Source organism: Candidatus Brocadia sinica JPN1 (assembly GCF_000949635.1).
Classification (GTDB): Bacteria; Planctomycetota; Brocadiia; order Brocadiales; family Brocadiaceae; genus Brocadia; species Brocadia sinica.
The window spans coordinates 746,360-760,838 of the sequence record NZ_BAFN01000001.1 but is presented as its reverse complement, the minus strand read 5'-3'; the positions used below and the strand labels follow the sequence as shown (position 1 = coordinate 760,838).

The 14,479-nt window shown below is 42.8% G+C and carries 13 protein-coding genes; 9 read left to right on the top strand and 4 right to left on the bottom strand.

Translation table 11 applies throughout. From position 1 onward, the window contains the following. The first annotated feature begins 38 nt into the window (after positions 1-38). From BROSI_RS03440 to BROSI_RS03400, 9 genes are all read left to right on the top strand, one after another. Entirely contained in the window at positions 39-851 is an 813-nt protein-coding gene (locus tag BROSI_RS03440; protein ID WP_052562340.1) for a tyrosine-type recombinase/integrase, read from the top strand. Between the two features lie 493 nt (positions 852-1,344). Beyond that, positions 1,345-1,593, top strand: a complete 249-nt coding sequence (locus BROSI_RS03435) for a hypothetical protein (RefSeq protein ID WP_052562339.1) — start codon at positions 1,345-1,347, stop codon at positions 1,591-1,593. Further along, complete coding sequence (locus tag BROSI_RS20165) at positions 1,565-1,834, top strand: hypothetical protein (RefSeq protein WP_052562338.1); 270 nt, start codon at positions 1,565-1,567, stop codon at positions 1,832-1,834. The genes BROSI_RS03435 and BROSI_RS20165 overlap by 29 nt, the downstream gene beginning before the upstream one ends. 94 nt (positions 1,835-1,928) lie before the next feature. Then, the gene (locus tag BROSI_RS03425; protein ID WP_157842353.1) at positions 1,929-2,261 is read left to right on the top strand and encodes a hypothetical protein; all 333 of its coding nucleotides are present in this window, start codon (positions 1,929-1,931) and stop codon (positions 2,259-2,261) included. Between the two features lie 437 nt (positions 2,262-2,698). Further along, positions 2,699-3,586: an ImmA/IrrE family metallo-endopeptidase gene (locus BROSI_RS03420; protein ID WP_052562336.1), complete on the top strand. Its 888-nt coding sequence runs from the start codon at positions 2,699-2,701 to the stop codon at positions 3,584-3,586. 216 nt (positions 3,587-3,802) lie between these two features. Continuing rightward, a complete protein-coding gene (locus BROSI_RS19645) occupies positions 3,803-3,943 on the top strand; it encodes a hypothetical protein (protein ID WP_157842352.1) in 141 nt (46 codons plus the stop codon). Between the two features lie 454 nt (positions 3,944-4,397). Further along, on the top strand, positions 4,398-4,802 hold the full coding sequence (locus BROSI_RS03415; protein ID WP_082059004.1) for a transposase: 405 nt from the start codon (positions 4,398-4,400) through the stop codon (positions 4,800-4,802). Positions 4,803-5,238: 436 nt separating this feature from the next. Beyond that, positions 5,239-5,655: an SMODS domain-containing nucleotidyltransferase gene (locus tag BROSI_RS20340; RefSeq protein ID WP_200891675.1), complete on the top strand. Its 417-nt coding sequence runs from the start codon at positions 5,239-5,241 to the stop codon at positions 5,653-5,655. Positions 5,656-6,026: 371 nt separating this feature from the next. After that, entirely contained in the window at positions 6,027-6,863 is an 837-nt protein-coding gene (locus tag BROSI_RS03400; protein ID WP_157842351.1) for a hypothetical protein, read from the top strand. A 606-nt stretch (positions 6,864-7,469) separates the two neighbouring features. Here BROSI_RS03400 and BROSI_RS03395 read toward each other — a convergent pair. The 4 genes from BROSI_RS03395 to BROSI_RS03380 form a co-directional block, all read right to left on the bottom strand. After that, positions 7,470-8,195 carry a peptidoglycan recognition protein family protein gene (locus tag BROSI_RS03395; RefSeq protein WP_052562332.1) on the bottom strand — a complete coding sequence of 242 codons (726 nt, stop codon included), beginning with the start codon at positions 8,193-8,195 and terminating at the stop codon, positions 7,470-7,472. Next, complete coding sequence (locus BROSI_RS03390; RefSeq protein WP_261338886.1) at positions 8,188-8,631, bottom strand: EAL domain-containing protein; 444 nt, start codon at positions 8,629-8,631, stop codon at positions 8,188-8,190. Before BROSI_RS03390 ends, BROSI_RS03395 begins: the two co-directional genes overlap by 8 nt. 624 nt (positions 8,632-9,255) lie before the next feature. Continuing rightward, on the bottom strand, positions 9,256-13,119 hold the full coding sequence (locus BROSI_RS03385; RefSeq protein ID WP_052562330.1) for a DUF7948 domain-containing protein: 3,864 nt from the start codon (positions 13,117-13,119) through the stop codon (positions 9,256-9,258). 161 nt (positions 13,120-13,280) lie between these two features. Then, complete coding sequence (locus tag BROSI_RS03380; RefSeq protein WP_052562329.1) at positions 13,281-14,402, bottom strand: HD domain-containing phosphohydrolase; 1,122 nt, start codon at positions 14,400-14,402, stop codon at positions 13,281-13,283. Positions 14,403-14,479: the final 77 nt, after the last annotated feature.

Genomic DNA, 14,479 nt, shown 5'->3' with positions numbered 1-14,479 from the left:
AAAGTGTCCAACTATTATTGACACAGAGGGGCCTTGTTATGCGATTAGCAGAGACCTTTGGGAATATACCTTTAAGACGTTTCAATTCCATGATACTGGAACAATTTCAAACGGACAGGTTAAGCATGGGGAAAAAACCTGCTACGGTTAATAGGTTAATTGCGACTATTTCACACATGTTTACTAAGGCGGTTGAGTGGGATATGGTGGAAGAAGAAACCTTGAAACGTATAAGGAAAGTTAAACTGTTACCTGAAAATAATAGGCGATTGAGGTATCTATCTACAGAGGAGTGTCAAAGGCTTATTGATTCATGTGATAGCCATTTAAAGCCGATTGTTGTTACAGCACTTAACACCGGAATGAGGAAAGACGAAATACTTGGGCTTAAGTGGGATAATGTTGATTTGAAAGCGGGATTTATCCTGTTAAACCAAGACCAGACCAAGAATTCAGAACGGAAGGAAATACACATTAGTCCAACATTCTTGGAAACATTAAAAACTTTACCAAAGCGTGAAGATGTTCCTCATGTGCTCTACAATCCTTTGACTGGTAAACGGTATGATAATGTAAAGAGGAGCTTCAATACAGCATTAAAAAGGGCAGGGATTAAGGATTTCAGGTTTCATGATTTGAGGCACACTTTCGCAAGTCATCTTGTAATGGCTGGAATTGATATAACTACAGTAAAAGAATTGCTAGGGCATAAAGACTTGAAAATGACCCTAAGATATTCTCACCTTGCGCCAAGTCATAAACTGAAAGCAATAGTCACCCTCGATAAAATCTTAACTCAACAGCCAGCTATACAAAAACTATACAATTCGAAGGTCGCAAATAATGAATAATACCGGTTTTGCCTTGATTTTATTGGTGGAGCTGAGGGGATTCGAACCCCTGACCTTTTGAATGCCATTCATAAAAAGGGTTTTTTTAACAATTTTCATAACTGACTGATCCTGTGTCTGTTATGACCGCAATATTTTATCATAGAAAAAGTTACAACACAAATTTAATTCTGCCAATTCCGTTGGTTTCCGTTGGATTCCGCTAGAATTGACTACAATTTGACTACAGTTTGAAACAATGGGGCTATACATTTATTAAACGATATGTGATAGTAATATATATATTAGTAATAGAAGTATTTTTAACTAAATAAATTTGCAAAAAACAATTTATTTTATTATAGTTCAAAAAAATTAAAGTCATATTTAATAGTATTATTAGATTTCCGAGACTATCATACAAAACAAGAGGTGCACATTCAAGACAACACCAGTCGACTTCGAATCAAGAGCTTTAAAAAAGATTTACAAGCACTGTACACTTGTTTATCCATTGGAGGGTTACGGATTCCTGATCGGCACACGCGAACCTGAGTCCATCAAGGCTGCTTTGCCGGTAGGCAAGACTGCCAGATGGTACGAATCCCTTGACCGTTTTGCCAATATTATGCCTGCATCTGAGAAAGCAAGGCATTTTGCTACTATGTTTGGAATGGAGATATTGGGTTTGTACCACTGTTTTGCCGCAGACTGTACAAAGGAGTCTCCGTTGAATGCGGTTCCGTTTGAATATCAAAATTAGTTTCATATACGTTCAACACGTTAATGGTGGTTACGTTTATTTCAAATGTAATGGGTACAGGCGGAACGCGGAAGGAATATGGAAGCAGCATGAAGTGCGGCGAAGGGAAGAGAAGATCGCGGAAGCGGCACAGAATCCGAAGCGGATATTAACACAATGGAACCGTATCTGGGGTGTTCTCGATTACGGCAATAATCACAAGGAGGAACTTCGCAGGCTCTTTGGCAACAAGGAGGCATAGTACTGTGCTTATGCGGCTCACATTGTGGGAATGCCGAGTTGATATTTCCATTTGCAGCAAGTGTGCGCTTTATTTTCCGTCAAGCAAACGAAAAATGCCAAAAGACCACCTGACAAAGATCAAGATTATGGCGGACTATTGTGATGCATACGCATGGGACCAGGAAGGGGTCTGCATCGGATTGTCCTATAACTTCCCTGAACGAGAGGTGATTGCACAAATAGAAAAGGAACTAGAGGAATGGTCAGGGTGGTTCATGTCAAATGATGAAGACCTTAATTTCCCTTGGGATGATTTCCATGAGAAAGGCCTGGCTTTGGCGAAGAGATTAAAGGAGGCAATTAGAGACACAGGCGTTCCGGTCTTTTATGAGCCTCCTTTTGAGGACCCTAACCGAATGAACCATGAAGTTTTAGAAATTGAGTAAAAAAAATCCTTAACAAAGTACTTTGCGGATGATAGCCGTTGCTAATTTCAGATGTAGATGTGCAATACATATTAGAATGATCAATAATTTAAGTAAAATCTCCAATCCAAGCAAATTGGGTCGAAGGACGAGTGAAACCCCAAGGCATAATCATGAGATGCTTCTGGAGTAAGGTCAAACGAAGAAGAACTTAATATACCTAAAAAACCGAACCGCAGTGTCAGGTGCGTGTAAAGAATATACCTTGTCCATCACACATGATCAACGATATATCGTTAGAGAGTCAAGGATTATGTTCGGAATCGTTTAGGACAAAGACGAGAAGGCACAAATCTATATCATGGAGAAGGACTTCCGGAGCCAACTCATTCAAATGAAAATGCTGGAATTAAACCTTATACGCCAAAATGGATTGACCTCGAAAGTCTAAGGTGTACATGAGCGACTACAAAACCGACCACCAGACAAAGCAGCAGAAGTCGTTTGAGACGGAAGACGCTCGGTCATTACTGGACCAGCTCCTAGCTGACTCTAAGCTGTACACGCAGAGCAGGGACTATAAAGACCTACTCGACTTCGTTGTCCTCCTACGCAACTTCGCGCCGTTCAACGCCATGCTGCTCCAAGTGCAGAAACCTGGACTAAGCTACGCCGCATCGGCTCGCGACTGGCGCGAGCGCTTCGACCGCTGGCCTAAGGAAGGCGCGCGGCCACTGCTCATTCTCTGGCCGTTTGGACCAGTTGCCCTGGTATATGACGTAATGGATACGAAGGGTAAACCGCTTCCTGAAGATGTGGCAAGCTTCTTCGCCCGAGGTGAAATCGACGAGATCAAACTGAGATCATTCGAGCCATTGCTAAAGAGGAAGAGCATCGAGTGGTGTTTTGTCGATGCTGGAGACCGGAATGCTGGCTCAATTCGAGTAGTCCTGCGTGCATCAAGCGATAAGGATACCACGCAGTACCGAATCCACATCAACCGCAACCATGATCCAGCCGTCAAGTTCGCCACGCTCGTGCATGAACTGGGACACCTGTTTCTTGGGCATCTCGGATCAGACAGAAAGCTCGGCGTCCCCGAGCGGCGTGCCCTTGATCACTCGCAGCAGGAACTCGAGGCCGAGTCGGTTGCCTACATAGTGTGTGAACGTAATGGTGTAAAGTCAAAGTCGCAGACTTACTTGGCTAACTTCGTGAATGCGAACACAACGATAGATCATATCGACGTGTATCAGGTAATGCGAGCAGCCGGTCAGATCGAGACGCAGCTCAGTCTAGCGGCTCATACCCAGTACGATAGACCTACGAAGTCCAGCAAATTCTAGAGAACACCTTACATATTTCCTCACTTAATTACTCCATCTTAGATATCTCTCCAATCCTTTCCATAACTATCGAAACCCGTATCTGACTTGTAGTAACTGAATATTAGCAAATAGAGTACAGTGTCGCTATAGGATTTGTTGCCATGTATGCATCAGGTGAAGACATTACTTTTCGCAGACATCGGATGTGATTTAAGCGGTTAAAAGGAAATTGTAATGCCAAATCATACACCGGGTGAAGTACGACTCAAGATAGCGACAGAAGTATGTCAACCGACAGAGACAATTACTAACAAGAGCACACGAAAACTTGTCCTCTCCAAGGAAAAACGCTTTCCGTTTTGTAACCGTCCATAACTGCGTCACCGTGAGATGGGAAGCAATGTGATGTGAACTGATAGTCCATAGGATAACGAACTCAATGCAGCTTGTGGTGTTGATGAGCCTGTTAGGAAATGGCGAAGTCCAGCCCCAGAAGCAATCAGGAAGGTCTATCGAGCCGAGGGGTAGCGTGAGAAAACGACGATAGAGACACCATGGGTGGTTGGAGATAGAATTATACTGAGACCATAAATAATGGACACAGGTAAGAGGGAGGTAGGAAGGTGGAGGTATGAAGTGGATAAGGCATGAAGTCAAACCAATGTGAGTGGCAGAAATGCATAAGCAAATCAGAGAAGTCCAGAAAAGAGGATTGTACCTGGCTTAGAGTGGAGTAACTGTTGACAGTCGGTAGGAGATGAATGATGAGAAAACGCTGTCATCATTGTTAAGATTGGGCTGTTCACATATACCACAACTCAGATAATAATTGGTTAATCCCGATGTAGAACCCATTGATTGGAGAGATCTTTGCGGGAGATCCGCCTGTACGGTTCTGAGGGAGGGGAGGCGATTGCTTTCCCTAGCCCCTATTAGACATCATGGCAAGGAGATTCATTTGATTGTGGATAATCTCAGTGTCCATAAACATCAAAAAGTAAAAGATGGGCTGTCTGAACATCCTAACTATTTTCTCCACTTTACACCAACTCACGCATCTTTGCTCAATCAAATTGAGCTATGGTTCAGTATTTATGCACGTAAGATAACCAAAAGAGTTGTCTTTAGATCAAAAGAGGATATGGTTGCAAAAATCATTGAATACATTGGACTCTATGACAAAAATGCCAAACCATTTCGTTGGATTATAAAAGAGACCCCTCTTACAGTATAAGTGTGACAAATATTGTTACGGCTAATAGTTATTGACATTAAAGAAATTCTGACACAAAAATTTGCTAAAAACACTTATTCTCAGACAACCTGGAAAGATTCGTTCCCGTTCTTTCCCCAGAAAAAAGCTTGCATTCTTCTTCATTTTTTTATTATCATCCCTTTTAAAGAAAAAGCAATTTCCTACTATCCTCTCGTCATTACAGCAGCCGCACGGAACAGACTTATCGTCATTGGATCAAATGAAACAAGAGGATTTTATATTGATATGTATAAACGACATGGTAACAAGTGCAAAGAGACACAAGTGGCAGTCTGAAGTGATTATCACGATAGTATTTACCATATCAAAGGCATATTGTATGGACAAAAAACTTGTATTCCGCATATTACGCGGATCAATCTAATCAATGTTGAAAAATCAGAAAGAGTAAAAAATGTCAGTAAACACACATCTTGCAGATTTGGCAAGTAACCTAGTTCTTTCCGATTCTGAGAAATCGAGTATCTCAGCATCCATCACAACTTTGGAATCAAGACTTGACGCATATTTTGGAAGTAATATAACAGAACGTTTTCAATTTGGATCAAATACACGTGGCACAATCTTGCCTCGCAAGGCGGACAGTAATTCTGATATTGACTATATGGTTGTTTTTGATACGTCTGATGGTCAGAAGAAGCCACAAGCCTATCTTGATAGACTTAAAAAATTCTCGGAAACGAAATATTCAACCTCTGAAATATCACAATCAAATCCTACAATTGTTCTTTCTCTAAATCACACCAAGTTCGAACTTGTACCCGCCTTAAACAACTATGGATACCAAATCCCATCACCTGCATCTTCTTAGACAGAATGGATATTTACAGATCCGAAAGCTGCAAATCAAGCAATTCAGGATAAAAATAAAGCAGAAAGCTACCAAATAAAACCATTGGTTCGACTCATTAAATATTGGAATGCTACACAAGGGCACCCATTTACATCCTTTTCTATTGAGCAGTATATTGTAGGTAAATACTTCTGGTCATGTACCGTCCTCAAAGACTATTTCTATAATTTCTGGTCTGACTTTAGCTGCTCATATGATACTGCACAATACATCAAAGATAAAGTTGAAAGGGCTAAGAGGTATGCGGCCCAAGCGAAACAGTACGAAGACAACAATATGCCTTTCTCCGCCGAAGATGAAATTAAAAAAATCGTCCCAATACTATGAACATGACAAGAAAAACAAGAGTCGATGAAGTTTCACAATACTACAAGCCTGCGGCTCAAATAGGATTTGTTATTTTTCTGCTTTTTTGGGTAACTGCATTGCTTTCACTTTATATGCCTTTCTCAGAAAAGTTGGGGGTGCATTTTCAAAATATTCTGCAATCTGTCTTTATTGTTTTTGTAATAGCACACTTCGCAACTTCTCAAATCAACAGATTTTATCTTATTCCCAGAGCGGAAAGGATGCGAAGAAAGCAAATGATCTCAGATGCTTTCGGGACCAATCTTTCCCATGACAAGACATCGTTGTATTACAACAATGAGTATCTTCCATCTGTTAACCGTCTTGGTGCAAATACAATAGAAAATGCTCTTTTTAGCAAAGAAGTGGTCGCAAGTATGTTATGTTCAAAACGCATTATTACCAGTGGGTATGTTGCTATTTGGGTACTAGCGTTTGCTTTACGGCATAATAACTTGGAGATTTTAACTTGGATTACGCAAATAGTGTTTTCTGGAGCGATTATTGCTCAATGGATGAATCTTGAAGTTCTGCGCTTCAGACATGAGAATACTTACGAACAACTTCATTATCATTTTCTTCACGAGATTAGCGAAAACTCTCCAAGAGCCGTTGCAACAATACTTGATGCCTTTGTTGCATACGAGTCGGCTAAGTCATCAGCAGGATGTTTGCTTTCTTCAAAAGTATTTAACAAACTCAATCCCGAGATCACTAAAAAATGGGATCAGATTCGCCAAGAACTAAACATGAATTTCCAACAAGATGCTGCACTGAACGGGGATTCCGCTGGCGCTTCATCCCCGACAGTGAGCTAATCGTGTGTGCCGTGCATGTTGCAATGCTTGGGTGAAAGTCTCCTGTCCAGGCAGATGAGGCCGAAGGACAAGCGAACCCCCCCCCAAAGGGCATCATCGTGATGATGTTATTCCCCAAAACTACTTCATCGTCAGATTGATTTACCTACGCAGAAGGGATTATACCAAGATGAGTGGTATCTGATACCGTTCATCATCTACTAATCTTTTGGTTACTTGCCTTGTATCTATTATACCCAAGTAATCTTTCTCTTTTTTTAAATCGATCGTCATTCACAAGTGTGTCATGACACACTTGTGTGGCGTCACACTTCTGTGTCATGTCACACTTTTTTCTTATTCTCCTAAGAGTTGACTGCACATTTTCACCTCTCGTAATAACCGATATACAAATATTTTCTGATGAAATTCATGCAATGAACCATTTATTCTTACTTATGGCACACTTTTTGACAATATACCATAATTTCTTATGTCTCTTAAATGTATTTTTTTCCGCAAATTTTTTAGCCTGAAAAATGATTTAATAATTTTATGCATTTTGTTTGACATCAAGTGTAAAACATTTTGCCTTCTGTTTTAATTTTACTCTTGACATTGAAAATTTTATAATTCTTGGATGTGATTCCGTTCTTTTGTCGCAATTTGCATCAACCTTGTTTTCAGTTCTGCAAATGGGAAATATTTTCCAGGACAAGCTGTGCATCTCTGATGTACCTGCTTATGTTGTAATACATTAGATGAAGAGATATGATATTTTCTTGAAAGATATTGAATAAGTCTGACAAGTGATTCGAGTTGATTTTCAGATGGGGGACCGCCATTTTCAAAATCACCGACCAGACAAATTCCTATTGCCACACGATTACAGTTCATGTTTGCCGTATGAGCACCGTGAATTTGCTTTTTCCATCGCTCACCAACCTCAATTTCACCATCCCGCGAAAATGTTCCATTCCCAATCACAAAATGATAAGCGAGGCCATATTCCCATTTTTTCACTTTCCGGTGATAATAATCGAACCGGGCCGCATTCCCCTTTTCAGTAGCGCTATGATGGATGACTATGTATTCCCACCGTCTTTCATCTACATCGGTGTGGCAGAGTTGCTCAATGTCCTGCATGTATCCGGGACTTTCAAGTCTTGCAAAACTATTAATCCTTTCAATTTTCACACACGGAAAAAAGGGGATTGAAACACATAAACCTGAAGCAACCACAATCATGAATAACGAAAGACGTTGAATAATCCTTTCGCCGTCGTGTGTAATTTTATTTTTAAAATACATTGTAAGATTCTGCGAAAATACAGATATAATTTTCTTATTCATGGGATATCACATTAATTAAATTTTTCAAAATGCTGAATGAGGAAAAACCGATACCAAAATCATCGAGGGCAAAATAACAGCCCATTGCTTTAAGATTGGCAATGAAACGTTGTGCTACTGATATGCTCTCGATAATGGCAGTTTCTGTGATTTCAAATACCAGGCTTTGTGGATTAATCGCAGTTTCGGCAAACGTCCGTTTGATCAGCGGCAACAATTTCGGGTCTGTCAGTGATCTGTCGGAGAGATTGACCTCGAGAAATAATCCTCTCTCGGTAAGTCGTTGCTCTGTAGCGAAGTGGATAGCCCGGCGTGCTATCCAACGGTCAATTTCCCTGATGAAACTGCAGTGCTCGGCAATGCCAAGAAAGGTGATAGGACTGATTAGTTCTCCTTTGTTACCCACCATACGTAATAATGACTTATAGCCAACGATCTAGTTCTGTCTTATGTCCATGACGGTACTCTTACCCATTAGAAGGCGCTACCTTTCGCTGGGCACGCCAATCGGGAACGATTGAACCAACGAAGGATTAATTTAAATCATATGTGATAACAAAAGTTATGCCTCGTACATTTAATAAAAAGATTTTTTTGAATAAGTTATATCTCTTGAAAAAACAGGATGTTGAAATCAATCTTCTTCCGGCTATGTAAAAATACCGGATGTTTAATATATCCCGGAAGGAAATGATTCTATGGTATCATTTCCACGGGTTAGGGTGTAAATTTCACAGGGCGGGGGCTGTTCAAAAAGTCTTTCTGTGCGCAACAGCAATGCAATATATGTAGAGCGAAGCATCGCTTCGCTCTACAGGCCGGTTCAATCTTGCAGATTGGACCAGATAGTTTGAACCGATTGATTGGCGTTAATCTGTTACAGACCGCAAACAATAAACAATACCAAACGTTTTGGTTCGATCGGGGACGACTGAACCAGCGAAAGATTACAAATTTTTACTATAGCACGAAATTTGTGAGTCAACCCTGACAGGGTTAATTTCAAACTTGCCACTATGCTATATCCCAATAGTAACCATTATCACACTGCACGGCCTTTCTACTTTCTTACCACCACGGTCACCGTATCCTTCAAGCCGCCCGCCTCAAATCTGACCTTTGCTTTACCAGTGGTTCCCTTTTTCGCTTTGATGGTAAACTTTGCTCGACCGTTGGCATCCGTAAAAGCCTTTGACGGTGAGACTGATACACGCTGCTTACCCTTCGCGATCACTGCCGTTATTTCCACCTTAGCAGACGGGCAATCTTCTTCACCTGTCACCGTTACCGTTACAACGCCACTCCGCTTTTTCCTGTTTTGCCTGAGCTTCAGGACTTCCGGTTCAGCATCTAATTTTGTCGCCTCGCATAATTCAGGTGCTGGCGTTGGTGAAGTCACCGGTGAAGGTGTCGGTGGTAGTGGCGCCAATGCAATCCTTCCATCTGCTGTGCCGCCGGCAGTTACCAGAACGGCCTTTGCACCCTGAATATATCCCGTTGACGAGGCAGTCACTGTGTGTTCTCCTGCGGCCACATTCGTGAACTCATAGGCGCCATTTTGACCCTGCCGTGTCCCGGTGACGGCCTGTTCGCCTGTATCAAGGGATACCGTAGCGCCGTTGATACCGGTATCGGTAATAGCGTCAGTTACCTGCCCCGCAATTCTGCCGGTCTGCGGTGGTGTAAACATTGGCGAAGCTATGGGTGACGGTGCGGGTGAAGCTACCGGTGACGGCATGGGTGAAACCACCGGCGAGGGTACGGGCGTTGGTGTAACGGCATATTCACTTTCCGTGGTAAAGCTCCACGTATAATCCGACTCCATCGTTGTGCCCGCAAAATTTGCCGCCTGGATTTTTTTGGTAACCCGTGCCGTATATTCTGTATTATACGAAAGGATTTCAGACGGGATGAAGGTAATCGTTTTGCCGTTCGTTGCCACATAACCGCCTACTTCTCCGCTTTCACTGCTCAGTTTGAAGGTCTCTGTAGTAACGGTAGAGCCATTTACGTACATGTTAAAGGTGGCGGATACCGACGTCGTCACTGATACGCCGGTCGCACCATTGGAGGGGTTTGTGGAAGTGATGGTAAGCTTTTCAGTCTCTCCGCCTCCGCCGCCGGACAAAGAGGTTGTGGTAAACGACTCCTCGCTGCCGGCAGACGTCCCTGCAACGTTATTTGCAACAGCGCGGTAGTAGTAGGTTGTGCCAGCGGATAAACCGCTGATAGCGGTTTTCTCGGTTACATCACCCTCACTGCCCGTGAGGCTGGAAGTTGATGACGTGCCGGTGTAGACACCGCTCGCTATGCCATACTGGAAGAATGCCGTGGTAGACAGTCCAAAGCCGTTAAACACACCAGAGAGCGTTGTATCGCCGGTCGTTACACCGGAAGCCGCTCCCGTCGTTACCCCAGGCGTAAAGGCAAGTTTAGTGATAAAGGCATCATAACTACCTCCGGCATGTCCCGTTGTTGTCCCCACACGGGGAAAGTCGTTGGAGTCGGTATATCCGGTGATATAGGCAGAACCGGAACCGTTTACGGCGATTCCAAGTACAACATCACTACCACTTCCCCCGATGTAAGTGGAGTAGATAAGTGCAAGGGGCGTCTCTGTGCCGAGCTTTGTGACAAAGGCATCATAACTACCTCCGGCGTTGCTTGTAGTTGTCCCCACGATGGGAAAATCGCTGGATTGGGTATACCCGGTGATATAGGCAGAGTTGAAGCTATCCACGGCAATTCCAAGGCTGGCATCACTACTACTTCCACCAATGTAAGTAGAGTAGATAAGCGCAAGGGGTGTCTCTGTACTGAGTTTGGTGACAAAGGCATCAGTATTTGTAGCATAACCAGTCGTTGTCCCCACGCGGGGAAAGTTGTTAGATTGGGTATATCCGGTAATATACGCAGAGCCGGAGCCGTCCACAGCAATTCCTCGTCCATAATCATTATCACTTCCCCCGATGTAAGTGGAATAAATAAGCGCAAGGGGAGTCCCTGTGCCGAGTTTGGTGACAAAGGCATCTTCTCCAGATTTTTTTGACGTTGATGTCCCTACGACGGGAAAGTCGGAGGATGCAGTATACCCGGTTATATATGCAGAGCCGGAGCCGTCCATGGCGATTCCTCGTCCATGTTCATTACCACTTCCCCCGATGTAGGTGGAGTAGATAAGCGCAAGGGGAGTCCCTGTGCCGAGCCTGGTGACAAAGACGTCTTCACCAGATTTTTTGGCGGTTGATGTCCCCACGCGGGGAAAGTTAGCGGATGTGGTATATCCTACGACATATGCAGAACCGGAGCTATCCACGGCGATTCCTTGGCCAAGATCATCACCATTTCCCCCGATGAAGGAGGAGTATTCGAGGGTATCACCCGATACACCAAGCCTGGTGACAAAGGCATCATAACTACCTCCTGCAAATCCCGTTGATGTCCCCACACGAGGAAAGTTGCTGGAGTAGGTATACCCGGTGATGTAAGCAGAGGCGGAGCCATCCACAGCGATCCCAATGCCGTAATCAATATTGCTTCCCCCGATGTAGGTGGAGTAGGCAAGCGTTATGGGCGTCTCTGTGCCAATCTTGGTGACGAAGGTATCTGTATTTGTAGCATAACCAGTTATTGTCCCCACGACAGGAAAATTACTGGATTGGGTATACCCGGTGATATATGCGGAGCCGGAGCTATCCACGGCAATTGCATAGCTCAAGTCAGAAACATTCCCCCCGATGTAGGTAGAATATTCGAGGATGGGGTCAATAATGAGGGTATGGGCTGTATCGTAGGAGGTAACGTGAAAACCGTGGATGAATTTACCATCTAAACTCAAAACCCTAAACCTTCCCTCTATTTCAACCCTCTCTCCATCTATCTCCTGATACACGTATGGGCGTTTCTGGATGATTTTTTCTTCGGTATTTAAGGCATTTAAACAGTTCAAACCATTTAAACCATTTGAACTGTTCCTTACGATTATCTCCATGTCCCCATTCTCGTTTACCCGCATGTCTTCTCCCCCTTTATACGCAAACCTGACCTGTGAGGGGTCTGCTCCGGGTCTTACAATAATGTCGTATTCGAGATGGCGGTTGTTGCCGTAGAATTTTATGTCAATGCCGTCATAGATTTCCTTGTAAACGACTGCGCTATAAGTGGGGATATTGGTTCGCCATTCTTCCGGATTATTGCCGATAAAATAGTTGATCTTTCCCTTTTGCAATCCTTCGGCAACGATTTTGGGGTGTTTATTAGCGCCGATGAAACTGAGGCTTATAATTGCGGTGTTCGGTGCCGGGGATTGGGTGGCCCGGACGAATTCTGTTTGTCCGTGTTTTGGGACGGAATCTGAACAAGACGTGTCTGGCATCTCAAGGGTTTGCGGTGACAAAGCAGATTTGTTGTTTGATCTGTTTAAGCTGTTTAAACCGGATAGTTGGGTACGTCCTGCCTGTCCAATAAAATCGGGACAGATCTCATCCGGACTGCGTTCATCCGGGCTGATGCTGGGGTTTGCTGCTATTAGCATCACATACACGCCCTCTTCGGTAAAATACATAGTGTGTCCGCTTCCCTTTTCATAGAACTTTACCCGTTCATCCATCTGCCCGTCATTCTGTATGAAATAGAGAGGCAATTTACCATAGGCGGTATACGCAGCGTCGGATACCGGTGTAATTAAACCGTTTGAACCGCTTGAACAAACAAGTTTAGAGCGACAGCCTTCATCCAACCGATTTGACTGAGCCGGAATATTTACGGCGCGTCCATTTGTTGTAAATATCGATTTAACGCTGTTATCAAAATACCATGCCAGACCATCTGAAGAGGTATCATCCATCCCAAACCCAGCTTTCGTACGTATCCATACCTCTGTCATGGCTATAATTAATACAAAAAATATGCATAATCTGCTCATTGGGCAATCTCTTTTTCAGGGTGTGTTAGAGACATTTTTACACACTCCTTCCACTGTGTCCCCAGAAGGGACACAAGGGAAGGCTCTCAGTGGGAGAACTGTAATTGAATCTCCTTACCATTAAATCAGGCCTTCAGTGACCTTGCTTATGACCATGCACCTCATAATGCGTCCTCAAAAGCCATGATCCTACTTTTTATGGTATTTGAATACAGATTTTCATGTACATTGTATATTTCTTCAAATTTCGGAGCGACTTCGATAAATATCCCTAATATTTTTGGATCAAAGTGTTCCGGTTTTGTTTTTTCGTCACCTTTTGTTATTATTTCGAAGACCTCTTTGTGGCTTAAAGGTGGTTTGTATGGTCTTTCACTTCTTAAGGCGTCATACCTGTCACAGAGCATTACTATTCTGCCTTCAACTGGTATATCTTCTCCTTTCAAACCGCGTGGATATCCTGTGCCATCCCATCGCTCGTGATGATTTAAGGCAATAGATGCTGACATTTGTATATTGTAATGTAACGAACCAGAGAGCAAGTTCTCACCAATAATAGTATGTGTTTTCATGATTTCAAATTCATGAATTGTAAGAGATCCCGGCTTTAAAAGGATGCTATCAGGTATCCCTATCTTGCCGATATCATGCATAGGACTTGCAAATTTTATTGTTTCAATAAAATCAATCGGCATATTCAAGATCTGTGCAATCAATTGTGGATAAAGGCTCATCCTTAAAATATGGGCGCCTGTCTCAGGATCCTTGAATTCAGCTGCTGTCGCTAAACGTTGTATCATCTCATTGCTCGTTTTCTTAACCGACGCCAGTGCTTCAGCTAATTCCTGTGTTCTTTTGTATACCATATTTTCTAGCACATATTTATAGTCCTTTTCCAGTTGTCTGAGTCTGCCAAATTCAACCGCCCTTTCTATGCGTTGGAGGAGATCCTGGGCTTTAAATGGTTTGATTATAAAATCAAAGGCGCTTTTTTTTATCGCATCAATTGCCGTGTCTAATTCCGCATATGCAGTCATCAGAATTACCGGTATTTCCTCACTATAATTGTGAATCTTTTCAAGAAATTCTATTCCGGTAACTTCTGGCATCGTAATATCCGTTAATACAACATCAATGTTGTTTTCCCGTAATTTGAGCATGGCATCAGCCGCATGCCCACTTGCAAAAACCGTAAAACCACTGTCACGAAGTAACATTGAAATAGAGTCAAGTACAATTAAATCATCGTCAACAACAAGAATATATTTCTCATTATTGTTCATTGTATTAGGCTTCCGTCGTTAATTAAGTCATCGGCGACTTTGAATTTCTTTGACATTAAATGGTTAAAAAACTATCC